Annotated in this window: 21 protein-coding genes; 20 read left to right on the forward strand and 1 reads right to left on the reverse strand. The window is 68.9% G+C overall.

What is annotated here, in order from left to right:
- On the reverse strand, positions 1-316 hold a 316-nt coding region (locus CKO31_RS21065), incomplete at its 3' end, for a Druantia anti-phage system protein DruA (protein ID WP_242475554.1).
- Positions 317-561: 245 nt separating this feature from the next.
- Here CKO31_RS21065 and CKO31_RS21070 point away from each other — a divergent pair.
- The 20 genes from CKO31_RS21070 (at position 562) to CKO31_RS21165 (ending at position 18,437) form a co-directional block, all read left to right on the forward strand.
- On the forward strand, positions 562-747 hold the full coding sequence (locus CKO31_RS21070; RefSeq protein ID WP_200241134.1) for a DUF2065 domain-containing protein: 186 nt from the start codon (positions 562-564) through the stop codon (positions 745-747).
- 45 nt (positions 748-792) lie between these two features.
- Positions 793-1,977, forward strand: a complete 1,185-nt coding sequence (locus tag CKO31_RS21075) for an ATP phosphoribosyltransferase regulatory subunit (protein ID WP_438874029.1) — start codon at positions 793-795, stop codon at positions 1,975-1,977.
- A 185-nt stretch (positions 1,978-2,162) separates the two neighbouring features.
- Positions 2,163-3,461 carry an adenylosuccinate synthase gene (locus CKO31_RS21080; RefSeq protein ID WP_200241137.1) on the forward strand — a complete coding sequence of 433 codons (1,299 nt, stop codon included), beginning with the start codon at positions 2,163-2,165 and terminating at the stop codon, positions 3,459-3,461.
- A gap of 99 nt (positions 3,462-3,560) precedes the next feature.
- Positions 3,561-3,806, forward strand: coding sequence for an OadG family protein (locus CKO31_RS21085; protein ID WP_200241139.1), 246 nt, complete (start codon positions 3,561-3,563; stop codon positions 3,804-3,806).
- A 59-nt stretch (positions 3,807-3,865) separates the two neighbouring features.
- Positions 3,866-5,701: a sodium-extruding oxaloacetate decarboxylase subunit alpha gene (gene oadA / locus CKO31_RS21090; protein WP_200241140.1), complete on the forward strand. Its 1,836-nt coding sequence runs from the start codon at positions 3,866-3,868 to the stop codon at positions 5,699-5,701.
- A 19-nt stretch (positions 5,702-5,720) separates the two neighbouring features.
- Entirely contained in the window at positions 5,721-6,854 is a 1,134-nt protein-coding gene (locus CKO31_RS21095) for a sodium ion-translocating decarboxylase subunit beta (RefSeq protein WP_200241142.1), read from the forward strand.
- Between the two features lie 112 nt (positions 6,855-6,966).
- Entirely contained in the window at positions 6,967-7,506 is a 540-nt protein-coding gene (locus CKO31_RS21100) for a YceD family protein (RefSeq protein WP_200241144.1), read from the forward strand.
- Positions 7,507-7,610: 104 nt separating this feature from the next.
- Positions 7,611-7,787 carry a 50S ribosomal protein L32 gene (gene rpmF, locus CKO31_RS21105; protein WP_200241146.1) on the forward strand — a complete coding sequence of 59 codons (177 nt, stop codon included), beginning with the start codon at positions 7,611-7,613 and terminating at the stop codon, positions 7,785-7,787.
- A gap of 41 nt (positions 7,788-7,828) precedes the next feature.
- Entirely contained in the window at positions 7,829-8,869 is a 1,041-nt protein-coding gene (gene plsX, locus CKO31_RS21110; RefSeq protein WP_322789196.1) for a phosphate acyltransferase PlsX, read from the forward strand.
- Positions 8,866-9,825: a beta-ketoacyl-ACP synthase III gene (locus CKO31_RS21115; RefSeq protein WP_200241147.1), complete on the forward strand. Its 960-nt coding sequence runs from the start codon at positions 8,866-8,868 to the stop codon at positions 9,823-9,825. The genes plsX and CKO31_RS21115 overlap by 4 nt, the downstream gene beginning before the upstream one ends.
- Before the next feature lie 89 nt (positions 9,826-9,914).
- On the forward strand, positions 9,915-10,862 hold the full coding sequence (fabD, locus tag CKO31_RS21120) for an ACP S-malonyltransferase (RefSeq protein ID WP_200241149.1): 948 nt from the start codon (positions 9,915-9,917) through the stop codon (positions 10,860-10,862).
- Positions 10,855-11,598, forward strand: a complete 744-nt coding sequence (fabG, locus tag CKO31_RS21125) for a 3-oxoacyl-ACP reductase FabG (RefSeq protein WP_200241150.1) — start codon at positions 10,855-10,857, stop codon at positions 11,596-11,598. The genes fabD and fabG overlap by 8 nt, the downstream gene beginning before the upstream one ends.
- A gap of 157 nt (positions 11,599-11,755) precedes the next feature.
- Complete coding sequence (gene acpP / locus CKO31_RS21130; RefSeq protein ID WP_200241152.1) at positions 11,756-11,992, forward strand: acyl carrier protein; 237 nt, start codon at positions 11,756-11,758, stop codon at positions 11,990-11,992.
- Positions 11,993-12,104: 112 nt separating this feature from the next.
- A complete protein-coding gene (fabF, locus tag CKO31_RS21135) occupies positions 12,105-13,343 on the forward strand; it encodes a beta-ketoacyl-ACP synthase II (RefSeq protein WP_200241154.1) in 1,239 nt (412 codons plus the stop codon).
- Between the two features lie 61 nt (positions 13,344-13,404).
- Complete coding sequence (gene pabC, locus CKO31_RS21140; protein ID WP_200241155.1) at positions 13,405-14,253, forward strand: aminodeoxychorismate lyase; 849 nt, start codon at positions 13,405-13,407, stop codon at positions 14,251-14,253.
- Positions 14,250-15,338: an endolytic transglycosylase MltG gene (gene mltG / locus CKO31_RS21145; protein WP_200241157.1), complete on the forward strand. Its 1,089-nt coding sequence runs from the start codon at positions 14,250-14,252 to the stop codon at positions 15,336-15,338. Before pabC ends, mltG begins: the two co-directional genes overlap by 4 nt.
- Positions 15,339-15,364: 26 nt before the next feature.
- Complete coding sequence (gene tmk, locus CKO31_RS21150; RefSeq protein WP_242475555.1) at positions 15,365-16,039, forward strand: dTMP kinase; 675 nt, start codon at positions 15,365-15,367, stop codon at positions 16,037-16,039.
- The gene (locus CKO31_RS21155; RefSeq protein WP_200241158.1) at positions 16,036-17,097 is read left to right on the forward strand and encodes a DNA polymerase III subunit delta'; all 1,062 of its coding nucleotides are present in this window, start codon (positions 16,036-16,038) and stop codon (positions 17,095-17,097) included. Before tmk ends, CKO31_RS21155 begins: the two co-directional genes overlap by 4 nt.
- 35 nt (positions 17,098-17,132) lie before the next feature.
- On the forward strand, positions 17,133-17,489 hold the full coding sequence (locus CKO31_RS21160) for a PilZ domain-containing protein (RefSeq protein WP_200241163.1): 357 nt from the start codon (positions 17,133-17,135) through the stop codon (positions 17,487-17,489).
- A gap of 159 nt (positions 17,490-17,648) precedes the next feature.
- A complete protein-coding gene (locus tag CKO31_RS21165; protein WP_200241179.1) occupies positions 17,649-18,437 on the forward strand; it encodes a TatD family hydrolase in 789 nt (262 codons plus the stop codon).
- Positions 18,438-18,445 lie beyond the last annotated feature (8 nt).

The raw sequence follows: 18,445 nt of genomic DNA on the forward strand, positions 1-18,445 counted from the left end.
CAAGCACGCGCGAGGCGAGGTTGGGCACATGCGCCTCCGGCAGGATGAGAAAGCGCACGTTGTTGCCGATCAGATGCAGGCGATCGTACTGGTAACGCCGATCCCAGCCGATCCAGCGGTCGCGCGCGGCGCACTTCCACGCCGCCGCGCCCACCACCAGCAACGCCAACCACTGCTCCCGCCAAGTGGCCACGTACCAGATGGTGTGGCCAATCTTGGCCACCGCGCCCAAGTAGTGGTGCGCCTCAAGCAGCGCTTTGAAGCGCGGCTCTTCTTCGCGCACGACCGGCCGCAGCATGATCTCGTGCAGGTTCAAGCATCTCTCTCGCAACGCACGCTTGCCTTGCAAGATACCCCGCGCCGGGAGCGATGTCCAGATCCGGGGATAACCCGTGCTCCCGGTAGTGGGTTTGCGCCAGAACGGTTCCGCCCTGCCGCCGCCCGGCGGGCATTAGACATTATCCGCGGCATCTGCAATGATTTCGCCTGTTGGCCGGTCGGGGCCGATCAGCGGGCGCCGCAGACCAGCGTCGCGTCCGCGCGCATTCTCCTGGATGTTTCATGTGGCACGAGCTCCTGGTGGCATTGGCGCTGCTCTTGGTCATCGAGGGCGTGCTCCCCTTTCTGGCACCGAGCTTGATGCGCCGCGTGCTGCTGGAGGTCGCCCAGCAGAACAATCGCAGTCTGCGCGTGAGCGGGCTGCTCAGCATGCTCGCCGGCGTCGCCTTCCTGTACCTGATCAACTGAGCCGGTACGTCCGCTCACCGCAACTTCCGAGCTTCCCTGGTTTGGCTGATGAGTGAAGAACGTTGGCGCCTGCCGGACGGCATCGACGAGGTGCTGCCGCCCGAGGCGGCTCAGCTTGAGAGCCTGCGCCGCACGCTGCTGGATCTCTACGCCAGCTGGGGCTACGAGCTGGTGATCCCGCCCTTCATCGATTACTTGGAGAGCCTGCTCACGGGCACCGGCAGCGATCTGGACCTGAAAACCTTCAAGCTCACGGATCAGCTGAGCGGACGCTTGCTCGGCGTGCGCGCGGACATGACGCCGCAGGTGGCGCGCATGGATGCCCACAGGCTGCGCCGGGCGGCGCCGACGCGCCTGTGCTATCTGGGCACGGTGCTGCACACGCGCTCGGACGGTTTCGCCGGCACCCGCGCACCGCTGCAGATCGGCGCCGAGATCTTCGGCCACGACGGCGTCGAGAGCGATGTCGAGATCCTGCGCCTGCTGGTGGCGACGCTGACCGCCGCGGGTATCGACAACGCCTATCTGGACCTCGGGCATGTCGGTATCTACCGCGCGCTGGCCGCCCAGGCGCAGCTGGACCGGGTACAGGAGATGGCCTTGTTCGAGGCCTTGCAGCGCAAGGCGATCCCGGAGATCCGCGAGCTCATCGAGCGCGCCGGCGTGCCGAGCGCGGTCGGCGACATGCTGCTGGCGCTGCCCGAGCTAAACGGTGATGACGCCCTGGCGCGCGCCGATGCAGCGCTGGCCCGGGCAGACGCACCTGTGCAGCAGGCGTTGGCGCGGCTGCGGGCGGTGGCCGACGAGACCGCGCGCTGGCTGCCGGAGCTGTCGGTGCATTTCGACCTCGGCGAGCTGCGCGGCTACACCTACAAGACCGGCATCGTCTTCGCCGCCTTCGTGCCCGGCTGGGGGCTGGAGATCGGCCGCGGCGGGCGTTACGACGACATCGGGCGGGTGTTCGGGCGCTCGCGCCCGGCGGTGGGCTTCAGCACCGACCTCAAGGGCCTGATCGCCCAGGCGCCGGCGCCCGCGGCAGCGCCGCAGCCGGCGGTCCTCGCCCCTTGGAGCACCGACCCGGCCCTGCAGGCGACGGTCGCGCGCCTGCGCGGCGCCGGTCGCCGGGTGGTCTACCGCTTGCCGGGGGCCGCGGACACGGCCGGGCCGCACGCCGAGGTGCTGGTGGCCGACGGCGACGGCTGGGTGCTCAGGCCCGCCGCAGAGGCCTAAGCCCGAGCGAGCGGGCAGGGGGTCGCCGCGCCCCACCGGCACCTGGGCTGCGGCGTCCGAGCTGCGGCATCTGGGCTGCGACGTTTGGATCGCGGCAGGGGCGCGGGCTTTGCCCCGCGCGCATGAACATCGTGTTAACGTGTCGGCCGATCATCCGATCGGCTGCCAGCGGAGAGCGAACCGAGATGGGCAAAAGCGTTGTTGTCATCGGCACCCAATGGGGCGACGAGGGCAAGGGCAAGATCGTGGATCTGCTCACCGAGCGTGCCGACGCCGTCGTGCGCTTCCAGGGTGGCCACAATGCCGGCCATACGCTGGTCATCGGCGGCGAGCAGACCATCCTGCACCTGATCCCGTCGGGCATCCTGCACGAGAATGTCACCTGCCTCATCGGCAACGGCGTGGTGCTCTCGCCCGAGGCCCTGCTGGAGGAGGCCGCAACCCTGGAGGCGCGCGGTGTGCCGGTGCGCGAGCGCCTGGGCATCAGCCCCGCCTGCGCGCTGATCCTGCCTTATCACAAGGCGCTCGACATCGCCCGCGAGCAGGCCCGCGGCGCCAAGGCCATCGGCACCACCGGCCGCGGCATCGGGCCGGCTTACGAAGACAAGATCGCCCGTCGCGGCATCCGCCTGGGCGAGCTGCTGGAGCCGTCGCACTTCGAGGAGCGCCTGCGCGAGGTGCTGGACTACCACAACTTCACCCTCCAGCACTTCCTCCACGCCGATCCGGTGGACTTCTCGGCAGTGCTGGACGCCACCCTCACCTACGGCGAGCAGCTCGCGCCTATGGTGGACGACGTGGCGGGTCGCCTCTCGCGCATGCGCCGAGACGGCGGCAACGTGCTGTTCGAGGGCGCCCAAGGCGCGCTGCTCGACATCGACCACGGCACCTATCCCTTTGTCACCTCGTCCACCACCACCGCCGGCGGCGCCGCCAGCGGCAGCGGCGTCGGCCCCCGCGATCTCGACTACATCTTGGGTATCGTCAAGGCCTACACCACCCGCGTCGGCGGCGGCCCCTTCCCGACGGAGCTGTTCAACGCCGACGGTGATCGCCTCGGCGAGCAGGGCCACGAGTTCGGCGCTACCACCGGGCGCAAGCGCCGCTGCGGCTGGCTGGACATGGTGGCGCTGAAGCGCGCCTTCATCGTCAACAGCATCTCCGGGCTCTGTATCACCAAGCTGGATGTGCTGGACGGCATGGAGACCATCCGCATCTGCACCGGCTACGAGCTGGACGGCGAGATGCTGGAGGCGCCGCCGGTGGGCGCCGACGCCCTGGCGCGCTGCAAGCCGCATTTCATCGAGCTGCCGGGCTGGCAGGAGTCCACGGTGGGGGCGGAGTCATTGGCGGATCTACCGGCCACGGCGCGCGCCTATCTGGAGAAGATCGAAGAGCTCGGCGGAGCACCCATCGACATCGTCTCCACCGGCGCCGACCGCGCGCAGACCCTGGTCGTGCGCCATCCCTTCGACGCCCGCTGAGGCAGACACCCGCCGGCCGCTCTAAGGGTCGCGTCGGGGCCCCCGCGACCCCGCCGCTCCAGGCTTCCCTTTCATATTCCGCACAGGAACGCGCAGACCATGAGCGAGACGGTACTGCTGTACGAGAGCCTGCGCTTGATGCTCATCGGCATGGGCATCGTGTTCAGCTTCTTGCTGTTGCTCGTGGGTATCCTGCGGCTGATGTCCTGGACCGCGCTGCGCCTGGCGCCCCTGCCGCAGACAGAGCCGGCAGCGCTGCCAGCCGCCCCGGGAAGCGGCGACGGCGTCCCCATTGCCGTCATCGCCGCCGCCATCGCCCGCTACCGCGCCGGCCGGCGCCGCTGAGGCCCAGCGCCACCACCAACCCTCACCCCGCATCCGCGTCCTTCCGTTGGGGAGTCGACATGACCGATAAGAAGCCGCTCAGGATCACCGATGTCGTGCTGCGCGATGCGCATCAGTCGCTGCTGGCCACGCGCATGCGCATCGAGGACATGCTGCCCATCGCCGAGAAGCTGGACCAAGTGGGCTTTTGGTCGCTGGAGAGCTGGGGCGGCGCCACCTTCGATGCCTGCATTCGCTACCTCGGCGAAGACCCCTGGGAGCGCCTGCGCCAGCTGCACGCGGCCATGCCCAACACGCCCCAGCAGATGCTGCTGCGCGGGCAGAACCTGCTCGGCTACCGCCACTACGCCGACGACGTGGTGGAGAAATTCGTCGAGCGTGCGGCGGCCAACGGCATCGGCGTCTTTCGCATCTTCGATGCCATGAACGACCTGCGGAACCTGGAGCAGGCGGTGCGCGCGGCGCTCAACACCGACGCCCATGCCCAGGGCACCATGTCCTACACCGTCAGCCCGGTGCACGACATGGACTACTGGGTAGACATCGGCCGCCGCCTGGAAGACATGGGCTGTCATTCCATGTTCATCAAGGACATGGCCGGCCTGCTGCGGCCCTATGTCGCCGAGGAGCTGGTCTCCCGGCTGAAGGAAAGCTGCAGCATCCCTATCGCCATGCAGTGCCATGCCACCACCGGGCTCAGCACGGCCACCATCGTCAAGGCCGCCGAGGCCGGCATCGACATGGTGGACACGGCCATCTCCTCCATGAGCATGACCTACGGCCACTCGCCGACGGAATCGGTGGTGGCGATCATGGCGGGCACGCCACGCGATACCGGCCTGGACCTCAATCTGCTGGAGGAGATCGCGGCCTATTTCCGCCAGGTGCGCAAGAAGTACGCCCGCTTCGAAGGCTCGCTGCGCGGCGTTGACTCCCGCATCCTGGTGGCCCAGGTGCCGGGCGGCATGCTCACCAATATGGAGAACCAGCTGCGCGAGCAGGGCGCCACCGACCGCCTGGACGAGGTGCTGGAGGAGATCCCGCGGGTGCGCGAGGACCTGGGCTTCATCCCCTTGGTGACCCCCACCAGCCAGATTGTCGGCAGCCAGGCGGTGCTCAACGTGCTGATGGGCGAGCGCTACAAGTCCATTACCAACGAGACCGCCGGCGTGCTCAAGGGCGCCTACGGCAAAACGCCGGCACCGGTCAACGAGGCACTCCAGGCGCGGGTGCTCGCCGACGGCGAAGAGCCCATCACCTGCCGGCCCGCCGACGAGCTGAGCCCGGAGCTGGACCGGCTCACCGCGGAGCTGGAGGGCATCGCCACCGAGCGCAAGCTGGACCTGGCGACGGATCAGATCGACGACGTGCTGATCTACGCCATGTTCCCGCAGGTGGGACTCAAGTTCCTGGAGCACCGCGGCGACGCCGCCGCTTTCGAGCCGCCGCCCTGGGAGCTGGATGCGAAAGAGCAGGCCGAGCGCGAGGCCGCCGCGCAGGCCGCAGCTGCGCCGGCGCCGGCGTCGGCGGGACCGGCCGCGGGCGGCGGCCCCGAGCACTACCGGGTCGACGTGGACGGGCGCAGCTACTCGGTCACCGTCTCCCCCGAGGGCGGTATCGAGCAGGTGACCGCCGCCCCCGCGCCTGCGCTGTCCGCCCCGTCACCGACGCCCGCCGCGGCGGCGCAGATGGTGGAATCGCCGCTCGCCGGCAACATCGTGCGCATCCAGGTACAGCCCGGTCAGCAGGTGGGCATCGGCGACGTGCTCTTGGTGCTGGAAGCCATGAAGATGGAGACGGAGGTCCGCGCCACCACCGCCGGCCAAGTGGTGGAGATCCGGGTCAAGGAAGGCGACGCGGTGGCGCTCGGCGCGCCGCTCCTGTCCGTAGCCTAAGACGAGCACGACAACACCAATGGATCAGTTGCTGAAGCTCTGGCAGTCCATGGGCATCGCCAACATGGACATCGGCCAGGCCATGATGATGGCGGTGGGCTGCGGACTCGTCTATCTCGCCATCGCCAAGAAGTTCGAGCCCCTGCTGCTGGTGCCCATCGGCTTCGGGGCGCTGCTGAGCAATATCCCGGTGGCCGGCATCGGCGGGCCGGACGGCATGATCGGCATGATCTACACCGTCGGCGTGGAGACCGGGATCTTCCCGCTGCTGATCTTCATGGGGGTCGGGGCGCTGACGGACTTCGGGGCGCTCATTGCGCGGCCGTCGACGCTGCTGTTGGGCGCGGCCGCGCAGTTCGGCATCTTCGCGACCCTCATCGGCGCCGTCGGGCTCAATTTCGTTCCCGGATTCGACTTCTCGCTCCAGGACGCCGCCGCTATCGCCATCATCGGCGGGGCCGACGGCCCGACGGCGATCTTCCTCGGCTCGCGGCTGGCCCCGGAGCTGCTGGGCGCCATTGCCGTCGCGGCCTATTCCTACATGGCGCTGGTGCCCATCATCCAGCCGCCCATCATGCGCGCGCTCACTACGGCCAAGGAGCGCCGGGTGGTGATGCAGCAGCTGCGCCCGGTGTCGCAGCTGGAGCGCATTCTGTTTCCGTTCGTGGTGCTCATGCTCACCGCCCTGCTGCTGCCCTCGGCGGCGCCGCTCATCGGTATGCTCACCTTCGGCAATCTGCTGCGCGAATGCGGGGTGGTGGAGCGCCTGAGCCGGGCGGCACAGAACGAGATCATCAACATCGTCACCATCATGCTCGGGCTCGCCATCGGCTCCAAGCTCTCGGCGGACAAGTTCCTGGCCCTGGAGACCTTGGGGATACTGGTGCTGGGGGCGCTCGCCTTCTGCATCGGCACCGCCTGCGGCGTGCTCATGGGCAAGATCATGCATCGGGCCACCGGCGGCAAGGTCAACCCGTTGATCGGCGCCGCCGGCGTCTCGGCGGTGCCCATGGCGGCGCGGGTGGTGAACCGCGTCGGGCTGGAGGAAGACCATCACAACTTCCTGCTCATGCACGCCATGGGCCCGAACGTCGCCGGCGTCATCGGCTCGGCGGTGGCCGCCGGCGTCCTGCTCGCCCTCACCGGACCCTGATTCTCCTCGCCCCTGGCAGGCGTGCGCAGGGCAGGGCGCGTGTTCGCAGCCGCTGTCGGCGAGGAAACCGCTCCTTGTGATCGGTATCGGAGCAGGTTACACTTGAACGCTTATGCGCGAAGCGTTGCCGCACTCTGTCGATCCGCGCCGCCTCGCCGAGCTGAGCCGCGAGCTCGTTGGCACCTTGGCGCTCGAACGGTTGCCGCGCCTGGCTGCGGTGGTGGCGCCCGCGGACCCCGCTGCGGATTACGCGAGCTACAGGCTGCGGTTCCGGCGCGACGCGAGCGGTCGAGACCTGGTGGAGGGCGAAGTCGCAGCGACCTTGCACCTGCGTTGCGAGCGCTGTAACCAAGCCCTGGCGCTGCCCGTCGCAAGCGCCTTCACGCTGGCGGTGGTGGACGGGCTCGACGAGGCGGCCCAGCTGCCGGAGGCTTACGACCCGCTGCTGCCCGAGGAGGCGACCTTGGATCCGGCGGCGCTGGTGGAAGACGAGCTGCTGCTGGCCGTGCCGGCGGCACCCAGACACGCCGAAGGCGCTTGTCGCGCCCCGCGCTATGTATCGGCGGAGCAGCAGGCCGATGACGAGCAGGCCGGCGCGTCCGCTGACGACAACCCATTCGCCGTGCTGGAATCGCTCAAGCGCCGCCACTGACAGCAAAGCGTCGAATCCTAACTCGTATCCGGCGCCGCGAGGGGCCGGCCTAAATTTGCCATTGCTCGCCCGCGCGAGACGCTTCAGAACATCGGAGACCGACCATGGCCGTTCAGCAAAACCGCAAGACCCCGTCCAAGCGCGGCATGCGCCGCTCCCATGACGCGCTGGGCAAGCCGACGCTCTCGGAGGACCCGACCACCGGCGAAATCCATCGTCGTCACCACGTGACGCCCGACGGCTTCTACCGCGGCCGTAAGGTCGTGGACCGCTCCGACTGAGCGCGCCGAGCGCAGCCGCAACGCTCGCCCGGGAGCGGATCGTGAGCCGACGCCCGATCATTGCGCTGGACGCCATGGGTGGTGACCACGGCGCCGAGGTGGTGGTGCCTGCCGCCCGCGCCTTCCTGGCCAAGGTGGCGGACATCGACCTGACCCTCGTGGGCCAGCGCGAGGTCATCGAAGCGCTGTTGTCCAGTGACCCGCAGCCAGAGCAAGACGCACGGCTGCACATCCACCACGCGAGCCAGAGCGTGGGCATGGACGAGCTGCCGTCCAAAGCCCTGCGCGGGAAAAAGGATTCGTCCATGCGCGTGGCCATCGACCTGGTGAAGGCCGGCGAGGCCGACGCCTGCGTCAGCGCCGGCAATACCGGAGCGCTCATGGCCACCGCCCGCTTCGTGCTCAAGACCCTGCCCAATGTGGACCGCCCGGCCATCATCAGCGCCATGCCGTCGGTGCGGGGCAGCACCCATATGCTGGACCTGGGCGCCAACGTCGACTGCACGGCGGAGCATCTGTTTCAGTTCGCGGTCATGGGCAGCGAGCTGGTCAAGGCCGTCACCGGCATCGAGCAGCCGCAGGTCGGGCTGCTCAACATCGGCCAGGAAGAGATCAAGGGCAACGACCAAGTGCGCCGCGCGCACGACCTGATTGCCGCCTCGAGCCTCAACTATGCCGGCTATGTGGAAGGCGACGACATCTTCATGGGAGAAGTCGACGTCGTGGTGGCCGACGGCTTCGTCGGCAATGTCGCGCTCAAATCCAGCGAGGGCGTGGCCAAGCTGGTGGGCCATATGCTGCGCCGCCACTTCCGCAAGAGCCTGTGGTCGCGCATCGCCGCGCTGGTGACGCTCCCGACGCTGAAGGCGTTCAAAGAAGAAGCCGATCCAAGGCGCTACAACGGCGCCACCCTGCTCGGGCTGCGCGGCATCGTGGTCAAGAGCCACGGCGGCGCCGATGCCAAGGCCTTCGAGAACGCCATCCACATCGCCGAGCACGAGATCAACGCACGGGTCATCGCCCGCATCGAGCACGAGGTTGCGGCGCATCTCACCCCGGCGCCGGTGCGGGCGAGCGCATGACCGCTTACGCCCGCATCCTCGGTACCGGCGGCTATTTGCCGGAGAAGGTTCTGACCAATCAGGATCTCGAGCGCATCGTCGACACCTCCGATGCCTGGATCCGTGAGCGCACCGGCATCGTCGAGCGACGCATCGCCGCCGACGGCGAAACCTGCGGCGACCTCGCCGAGGGCGCCGCCCGGCGCGCCATCGAGGCCGCCGACGTCGATCCCAACGACATCGACCTGATCATCGTCGCCACGACGACCCCTGACCAGATCTTCCCGAGCAATGCCTGCGTGCTCCAGCACCGCCTTGGCATTCGCGGCTGCGCCGCCTTCGACATTCAGGCCGTGTGCACCGGCTTCGTCTACGCCCTGGGCGTCGCTGATCAGTTCATGCGCACCGGCGCAGCCCGCAAGGCTCTGGTGGTGGGGGCCGAGACCTTCTCGCGCATCATCGACTGGACGGACCGCGGCACCTGTGTGCTCTTCGGCGATGGCGCCGGCGCCGTGGTGCTGGGGGCCGCCGACGCGCCCGGGATCATCTCTTCGCACCTGCATGCCGACGGTGCCCACCGGGAATTGCTGCAGGTCCCGGCCGGCGTGGGCAACGGCCAGCATGGCTCGCCCTACGTGGAAATGAAGGGCAACGAGGTCTTCCGCGTCGCCGTCACCACCCTCGGGCGCATTGTCGACGAGACCCTTGATGCCAACGCCATGACCCGGGCCGACATCGACTGGCTGGTACCGCACCAGGCGAACCTTCGCATCATCCAGGCCACGGCCCGCAAGCTGGACCTGCCCATGGAGCAGGTGGTGGTCACCGTCGAGCGCCACGGCAACACCTCCGCCGCCTCCGTGCCCCTGGCCTTCGACGAGGCCGTGCGCGACGGCCGCATCCAGCGGGGCCAAACAGTACTGATGGAGGCCTTCGGCGGCGGCTTCACCTGGGGCTCCGTGCTGCTGCGCTACTGAGCGCCACCGCGCCTTTAAGCCCGTTCGCCGATGCGCCGTCCGCTCGATCCTGACCCAGACGCATTCCATCTCGACCAAGTACGTTTCGCATGACCGCAGCGACACTCGCCATGCTCTTCCCCGGCCAGGGGTCCCAGTCCGTCGGCATGTTGGCGGACCTGGCCGCCGCTCAGCCCGAAGTGCGCACCACGTTCGCCGAGGCCTCCGAGGTGCTCGGCCGCGACCTCTGGTCCATCGCCGCCGAGGGCCCGGCCGAAGCCCTGGACCGCACCGAGAACACCCAGCCCGCCATGCTCGCCGCCGGTGTTGCCGTCTGGCGCTGCTGGCAGGCTCGCGGCGGCCCTGTGCCGGCGGCCATGGCCGGTCACAGCCTCGGGGAGTACAGCGCCTTGGTCTGCGCCGGCGCCCTGGACTTCACCGATGCCGTCGGTCTGGTGGCCGAGCGCGCCCGGCTGATGCAGGCGGCGGTGCCCGCCGGCACCGGCGCCATGGCCGCCATCCTCGGCCTCGACGATGACCAAGTCCGCACCGTCTGCGCCGAGCAGGCCGGCGGCGAGGTGCTGGAGCCCGTGAACTTCAACGCGCCGGGCCAGGTGGTCATCGCCGGCCACAAGGCCGCCGTGGAGCGGGGGGCCGCCGCCGCCAAGGCCGCCGGTGCCAAGCGGGCCGTGGTGCTGGCGGTGAGCGTGCCCTCGCACTGTGCACTGATGCAGGATGCCGCCGCCGAGCTCGCCGAGCGGCTGGCGGCCACGCCCCTGCGCGCGCCCGCGGTGCCCGTGCTGCACAACGCCTCGGCGGCACCGGCGGCGGACGTGGAAACCCTGCGCCAGCTGCTCGCGCAGCAGATTCACAGCCCGGTGCGCTGGGTGGAGACCGTCCGGGCGCTGGCCGCCATGGGCATCACCACCGCGGTGGAGGCGGGCCCCGGCAAGGTGCTCACCGGCCTCGGCAAGCGCATCGACAAGACCCTCACGACCCTGCCGGTGCTCGACCCGGCCGGGCTGGACCAAGCGCTGGAGGCAACGGCGAATGCTTGACGGGGAAGTGGCACTGGTAACCGGGGCGAGCCGCGGCATCGGCCGCGCCATCGCCGAGGCCCTGCTGGCGCAGGGGGCGGCCGTGGCGGGCACGGCCACCACCGAAGGTGGCGCGGTACGCATTCGCGACGAGCTCGCCGGCGATGGGCGGCGTGTGCTCGGTCTGCGCCTCGATGTCACCGATCCGGCCTCGGTAGCATCTGTGCTGGCGCAGGTGAGCGACGGGCTGGGCGCGGCGCCCGGCATCCTGGTCAACAATGCCGGCATCACCCGTGACGGGCTCTTGATGCGCATGCAGGACGCCGACTGGGACGCCATCATCGACACCAACCTGAGCTCGGTGTATCGCATCACCAAGGCTTGCCTCAGGCCAATGACCAAGGCCCGCAAGGGGCGCATCATCAACATCGCCTCGGTGGTGGCTGCCAGCGGCAATGCCGGGCAGACCAACTATGCGGCCGCCAAGGCGGGCATGATCGGCTTCACCAAGTCCCTGGCGCGGGAGGTGGGTGCGCGCGGCATCACCGCCAATTGCGTGGCGCCCGGCTTCATCGATACCGACATGACCCGCGGCCTCGGCGAGCAGCAGCGCGAGGGCCTGCTGGCGTCCATTCCGCTCGGCCGGCTCGGCGCCGCCGACGAGGTTGCCGCGGCGGTGGCCTTTCTCGCGTCACCCGCCGCCGCCTATATCACGGGTGAGACGCTGCACGTCAATGGCGGCATGTATATGGCCTGACATGCAATGCGTTAAAGCAAACAAAAGCAGTAGGTTATAAAAATCTGCTAATGTCTTTTCGAGCTTTTAACGGCAGTGATTTGTCACTAGAATACCGCGGTCGCGTGCCCACGCGGCCTATACACGTCAAGCCAGACACGGCACGAGGATTCAACAGATGAGCAGCGTTCAAGATCGAGTCACGAAGATCGTCGTCGAGCAACTCGGCGTCAAGGAAGAGGAGGTCACGCCGGAGGCCTCGTTCGTCGACGATCTCGGCGCCGATTCGCTGGACACGGTCGAGTTGGTGATGGCGCTCGAAGAGGAGTTCGACACCGAGATCCCGGACGAGGACGCCGAGAACATCACCACGGTCAAGCAGGCCATCGACTACATCAACGAGCACCTGGGATGAGCGCACCCCGGGCCGCGCCGACACCAGCGCCGGCGTCGTCAGGGGTAGGTCAGCGCCGGGCGGGTGCCAGCGCAGCTGGGCACCGCCCCGACAGGTCTTCGAGAGGTGAAGCATGAGAGGTAGAAGGGTCGTCGTCACAGGGGTTGGCATTGTGGCGCCCGTCGGGCTGGACATTCCCTCCGCCTGGGAGAATATTCTGGCCGGGCACAGTGGTATCCAGCCCATTACCCATTTCGACGTCGAGCCCTTCAGCACGCGCTTTGGCGGGCCGATCTACGGCTTCGACGTCACCCAGTACATTTCCAAGAAAGAATCCCGCAAGATGGATGCCTTCATCCATTACGGCATGGCCGCGGGGACCCAGGCCATCGAGGCCTCCGCACTGCCCATCACCGACGCGACGCGCAAGCGCGTCGGCGTGGCCGTGGGCTCCGGCATCGGCGGCATCACAGGCATCGAGAACAATTACGCCGCCTATGCTGCCGGCGGGCCGCGCAAGATCTCGCCGTTCTTCGTGCCCGCGAACATCGTCAACATGGTCGCCGGGGACTTGTCCATCAAATACGGCCTCAAGGGCCCGAACTTCTCCATCGTGTCTGCGTGCAGCACGGCGACGCACAACATCGGCGAGGCGGCGTACATGATCCGCCACGGTGTCGTCGACGCCATGCTCGCCGGTGGCGCTGAGATGGCCACCTCACCGGTGGGCCTCGGCGGCTTCGCGGCGGCCCGGGCCTTGTCCACGCGCAACGATGATCCGAAAGCCGCGAGCCGACCCTTCGACAAGGACCGCGACGGCTTCGTGCTCAGCGACGGCGCCGGCGTCATGGTGCTGGAGGAGTACGAGGCGGCCGTGGCCCGCGGCGCGCCTATCCTGGCGGAGATCGTCGGCATCGGCATGAACTCCGACGCCTATCACATGACGGCCCCGTCGGAGGACGGCACGGGCGCAGCCGAGTGCATGCAGCTCGCGATGGAAGACGCGGGTATCAGCCCCGAGGTCATCGACTACATCAACGCCCACGGCACCTCCACGCCGGCGGGCGACATCGCCGAGACCAAGGGCATCAAGCTCGCGCTGGGCGATCACGCCCACAAGGTGGCCATCAGCTCCACCAAGTCCATGACCGGCCACATGCTCGGAGCAGCCGGCGGTGCCGAGGCCATCTTCAGTGTCCTAGCCATCCGCGACCAGGTGGCGCCCCCCACCATCAACTACCAGACGCCTGACCCCGAGTGCGACCTGGACTATGTGCCCAACGAAGCGCGACAGATGCGTATCGACTATGCGCTCAGCAATTCCTTCGGCTTTGGCGGCACCAACGGGACCCTGATCTTCAAGCGGGTCTAGCCGCCGTCGGTCGGCGCTGCGCTGGCCGGCGCGGGGGTTGCGCAACCACGGATACCGCGTCATGAGTCGGGCGCTCACGCTCATCGACGGGCGCAAGGACGACCGGGTCCCGGCCAGCGACCGCGGCCTCCACTACGGCGATGGTCTGTTCGAGACCATTGCCGTTCGCCGCGGCAGACCCTGCCTCTGGCACCGCCACTGGACGCGCTTGACAACAGGCTGTGCGCGACTCCATATCCCGTTGCCAGACGCGGCCCGGGTAATTGCCGATGTCGAGCGGCTGCTGATCGGTGCCGACGCCGGCGACGGGGTGCTCAAGCTCATGCTCACCCGCGGCAGCGGTCCACGCGGCTATGCGCCGCCGCCGGCGCCGACGCCGCGATGTATCCTGTCCTTTGCGCCGGGACTGCCGGGCCATTCCACCGGTGCAGAAGCCGGCGTCCGGCTGACACTCTGCGAAGCCCGCCTCGGCGAGAATCCCCGTCTCGCCGGCATCAAGCACCTGAACCGCCTGGAGCAGGTGCTGGCGCGTGCGGAGTGGTCCGACCCGGCCATCCTGGACGGCCTGATGTGCAATGCGCAGGGGCAAGTGGTCTGCGGCACCATGTCCAATGTCTTCGTGCTCGACGACCACGGCCTCGCGACCCCGCCGCTGACGACCTGCGGTGTCGCCGGCACCGTCCGCGCGGTGGTGTATGAATGCGCCGACGCCTTGGGCATCCCGGTCACCGAGCGGGTGCTGCGCCCGGCGGAGCTGTTCGCCGCCCGGGGGCTGATCATCACCAATGCCCTGCGCGGTGCGGTGCCGGTGGCCGACCTCGGGGGGCATCCTTACCCGCCCGAGATGGTGCCGGCGGAACTGATCGAACGGGTGCGCCAGATCGCACTCGAACCGGAGACGCACGCGTGAAGACCCTTGTCACGACCCTACTCGCGCTGGCCATCGCCGGTGGTGCCCTGGCCTGGGGCGGTTGGAGCCTCTACCAGGACTTCCTCGCCACCCCGGTGCAATTGGAGGAAGACCGCGTGGTGTACCGGGTGCCCGAGGGCGCCACCATCCGCGGCGTCGCCCATGAGCTGGCCGATCGCGGCTGGATACGCAGCCGCTTCCTGTTCACCATGCATGCCTACGAGAGCGAGCAGCAAAATGCGCTCAAGGCCGGCGAATACGCCCTCGAGGCCGGCATGAAGCCCCCCGAGGTGCTGGCGCGCTTGACCAGCGGCCAATCCATCCAATTCCCAGTGACCATCGTGCCCGGCATGACCTTCCGCGAGGCGCTGGCGGCGGTCGAGGACGCCGAAGTCTTCGACACGGCGCTGACGGGCCTGTCTGACGCCGAGATCCTCGAGCGCCTCGGCATCGAGGCCGAGCACCCCGAGGGCTGGCTCTACCCGGATACCTACCTCTTCGACCGCGACACCACGGATGTCGAGATCCTGACCCGGGCCTACCAGCGCATGCGCGAGGTGCTCGACGAGGAATGGGCCGCGCGCAGCGACGGGCTGCCCATCGAGACGCCCTACGAGGCTCTGATCCTCGCCTCCATTGTCGAGAAGGAGACGGGCCGGGCGGGCGAGCGCCCCCGCATCGCCGGCGTCTTCACCCGCCGGCTGGAGCAGGGTATGAAGCTCCAGACCGACCCCACCATCATCTATGGCCTCGGCGATGAGTTCGACGGCGACATCACCCGCGAGCACCTGCGCCGGGAGACACCGTACAACACCTATGTCATCCCGGCGCTGCCGCCGACGCCCATCGCGCTGCCCGGCCGGGCGGCCATTCATGCGGTACTGCACCCGGCGGACGGCGACGAGCTCTTTTTCGTCGCCCGCGGTGACGGCAGCCATTATTTCTCCGCGACCCTGGACGAGCACAACTGCGCCGTGCGGCATTATCAGCTGAACCAGCCCTGTGCCGACCTGCGCGAGGAGGCAGCCGGCGAGCCCGAGGCGCCGACGGCGGATGATCCCGAGACCGCGGCGGCGGACGCCTGACCCGGCCCCCGCCGGCCGCCCACCCCATGACGCGAGACCCAATGCGCGGGCATTTCATCACGCTGGAAGGCATCGAAGGCGCCGGCAAGACCACCCAGCGCGACGCCCTGGCCGGCTGCCTGCGCGACGCCGGTCTCCAGGTGCTGGTGACCCGCGAGCCCGGCGGCAGCGACATCGCCGAGCGCATCCGCGCGGTGCTTCTGGACCCCGCCAACACCTGCATGCAGGGCGACACCGAGCTGCTGCTGATGTTCGCCGCCCGCGCCGAGCACCTGCACCAGCGCATCCTGCCGGCACTGGCCGCCGGCAGCTGGGTGCTCTGCGATCGCTTCACCGATGCCACCTACGCCTACCAAGGCGGCGGCCGCGGTCTGCCCGTCGAGCAGATCGCGACCCTGGAGCGCTTGGTGCAGGGCGAGCGCCGCCCCGATCTCACGCTGCTGTTCGACCTACCCGCCGCGGTCGGGCTCGCGCGGGCGCGCGGGCGCTCCGAGCCCGACCGCTTCGAGTCCGAGCAGCGCCAGTTCTTCGAGCGCGTGCGCGACACCTACCTAGCCCGCGCCGCTGCCGAGCCCGGGCGCTTCGTCACCATCGATGCGAGCCAGGACCCCGCCGCCGTCGGCGCCGCCAGCATCGCAGCGGTGCAGGGCTATCTGGCGCGGGTGCGCCCGGGGCAGGGCGGTCCGGTGTCCGACACATGATCCTCAGCGAGCCCGTCCCACTCGTGCTGCTGCCCTGGCAGCAGGACCAATGGCAGTCCATGCAGGCCGCCGTGCGCTCGGATCGGCTCGGTCATGCGCTGCTGATCCAGGGCCCGGCCGGCATCGGCAAGCGCCGTTTCGCGGACCTGCTCGCGGCCTCGGTGCTCTGTGCACAGCCAGGCGCCGACGGACTGCCCTGCGGTGCATGTGCGGAGTGCCAACTGCTCGCTGCCGGCAACCATCCGGACCTGACCCGTTTGGTCCCCGATGCCGACAGCAAGACGGGCGAGATCCTGGCGGGGCAGGTGCGCGCGGTTTGCGGCAGCCAGACCATGACCTCCAGCCGCGGGCGCCGCGCCGTCTACCGCATCGCCCCGGCGGAGGCCATGAACCCCGTCGCCGCCAACAGCCTGCTCAAGACCCTGGAGGAGCCGGCCTCTGCGACCCTCTGGCTGCTGGTGGCCGAGGCGCCGAGCAGCCTGCCGGCGACGGTGCGCAGCCGCTGCCATAAGCTCACCATGCCCCCGCCCGCGGCCGAGCAGGCCCTGGCCTGGCTGCGCGGCGAGCTGGCCGGGGGCGAGGGCGGCGGCGACCGACCGGCCGCCGGCTCGGATGCCGAGCAACTGCTGGTCCTCGGTCAAGGCGCGCCTCTGCGGGCGCTGGCCCTGGCGGGCGAGACCGACCTGCAAGCCCGAGAGCAATGCCTGACGGCCTTCCAGCAGGTCAGCGCCGGCAAAGCGGACCCCATCGCCGTCGCCAAGGCTTGGCAGTCCCTGGAGCCGCGGCTAGTATTGGACTGGCTCGTGGGCTGGGTGAGTGACTGGCTGCGGCTCCAGATGGACCCGCACGCGGCACACCTGATCAATCCGGACCAGCGCCGCAGGCTGGCCGGCATCGCATCGGGCGTCGGCGCGGCAGGCGGGCACCGCTTTCTACAGCAGCTCTACGCCGCCCGAAGCGAGGCCCAGTCCAGCGTCAACAAACAGCTGCTGTTCGAATCCCTGTTGCTGCGCTGGGCGGCGCTGACCAGGCCCAGGGCCCAGGGGCGCGCCGGCTGATCGGCGCCTCGACCAGCGTTACAGCCAATTTTGCTATGGATCCCGAACCCCAAAGCGGCCGCCAGCGCATCCTGAGCTTCGCTATCCGCGACAAGCAGGCGCTTTACGCTGCCTACATGCCCTTCGTGCGCAACGGTGGGCTCTTCATCCCCACCAGCAAGCGCTATCGCCTCGGTGATGAGCTGTTCCTGCTGCTGCAGCTGATGGATGAGCAAGAGCGCATCCCGGTGGCCGGCACCGTCGTCTGGATCACCCCTGCCGGCGCCGAGGGCAACCGCCAGATCGGCGTGGGCATCCAGTTCAGCGAGCACGACAAGGGCGACGCCCGCCGCAAGATCGAGGAATATCTCGCCGGCGGTTTGGAAGCCGAGCGCCCCACCCACACCATGTGAGCCAACGGACGGTTACCGCCTGCTGCGGCTGCCAGCATCCAGGTGGCTGCTCAAGGGGATGCTCCCCGCAGCATGCGTTGAGTGCCCTCAGAGCGCGACGCCGACACCTGCGCCAGCACCGGCGCCCCGAAATCCACGCAAAACGCCACACCGAGACCCATGCTCGTCGACTCCCACTGCCACCTCGACCGCGTCGATCTGACCCCCTACGGCGGCAGCTTCCCGGAGCTGATGGGGGCCATCCGCGACAGCGGCGTGCACCACATGCTCTGCGTCTGCATCGACCTCGAAGACTTCGACGCCATGCGCGCCAAGGTCGCGGACCAGCCGGACGTGTCCATCTCCGTCGGCGTCCACCCCAACGAGCAGGACGCCCGCACACCCACCGCCGAGGAGCTGGTGCAACTGGCGGCGGCCACCGGTGCCGTGGCCATCGGCGAGACCGGCCTCGACTACCACTACAACCAGGGCGACCTCAAGTGGCAGCGCGAGCGCTTTCGCGTGCACATCGCCGCCGCCCGCCAGAGCCAGCTCCCGCTCATCATCCACACCCGCGACGCCCGCGAGGACACCATCGCCATCATGCGCGATGCCGGTGCGGACCGAGCGGGCGGCGTCATGCACTGCTTCACCGAGACCTGGGAGATGGCCGAGCAAGCCCTGGACCTCGGCTTCTACATCTCCTTCTCAGGTATCGTCACCTTCAAGAACGCCGAATCCCTTCGCGAGGTCGCCCGCCGCGTGCCGCTGGAGCGCCTGCTCATCGAGACCGACTCCCCCTACCTCGCCCCAGTCCCGCACCGCGGCAAGAAGAACGAGCCCAAATACGTGCGCCACGTCGCCGAAAAAATCGGCGAGCTCCGCGGCCTGTCCCCCGAGGCCGTCGCCGAGCTGACGGCCGAGAACTACTTCCACCTGTTCGGCGCGGCCGCGGCCGCGTCCGGCTGACAGAAGCC

The organism is Thiohalocapsa halophila (assembly GCF_016583825.1).
Classification (GTDB): domain Bacteria; phylum Pseudomonadota; class Gammaproteobacteria; order Chromatiales; family Chromatiaceae; genus Thiohalocapsa; species Thiohalocapsa halophila.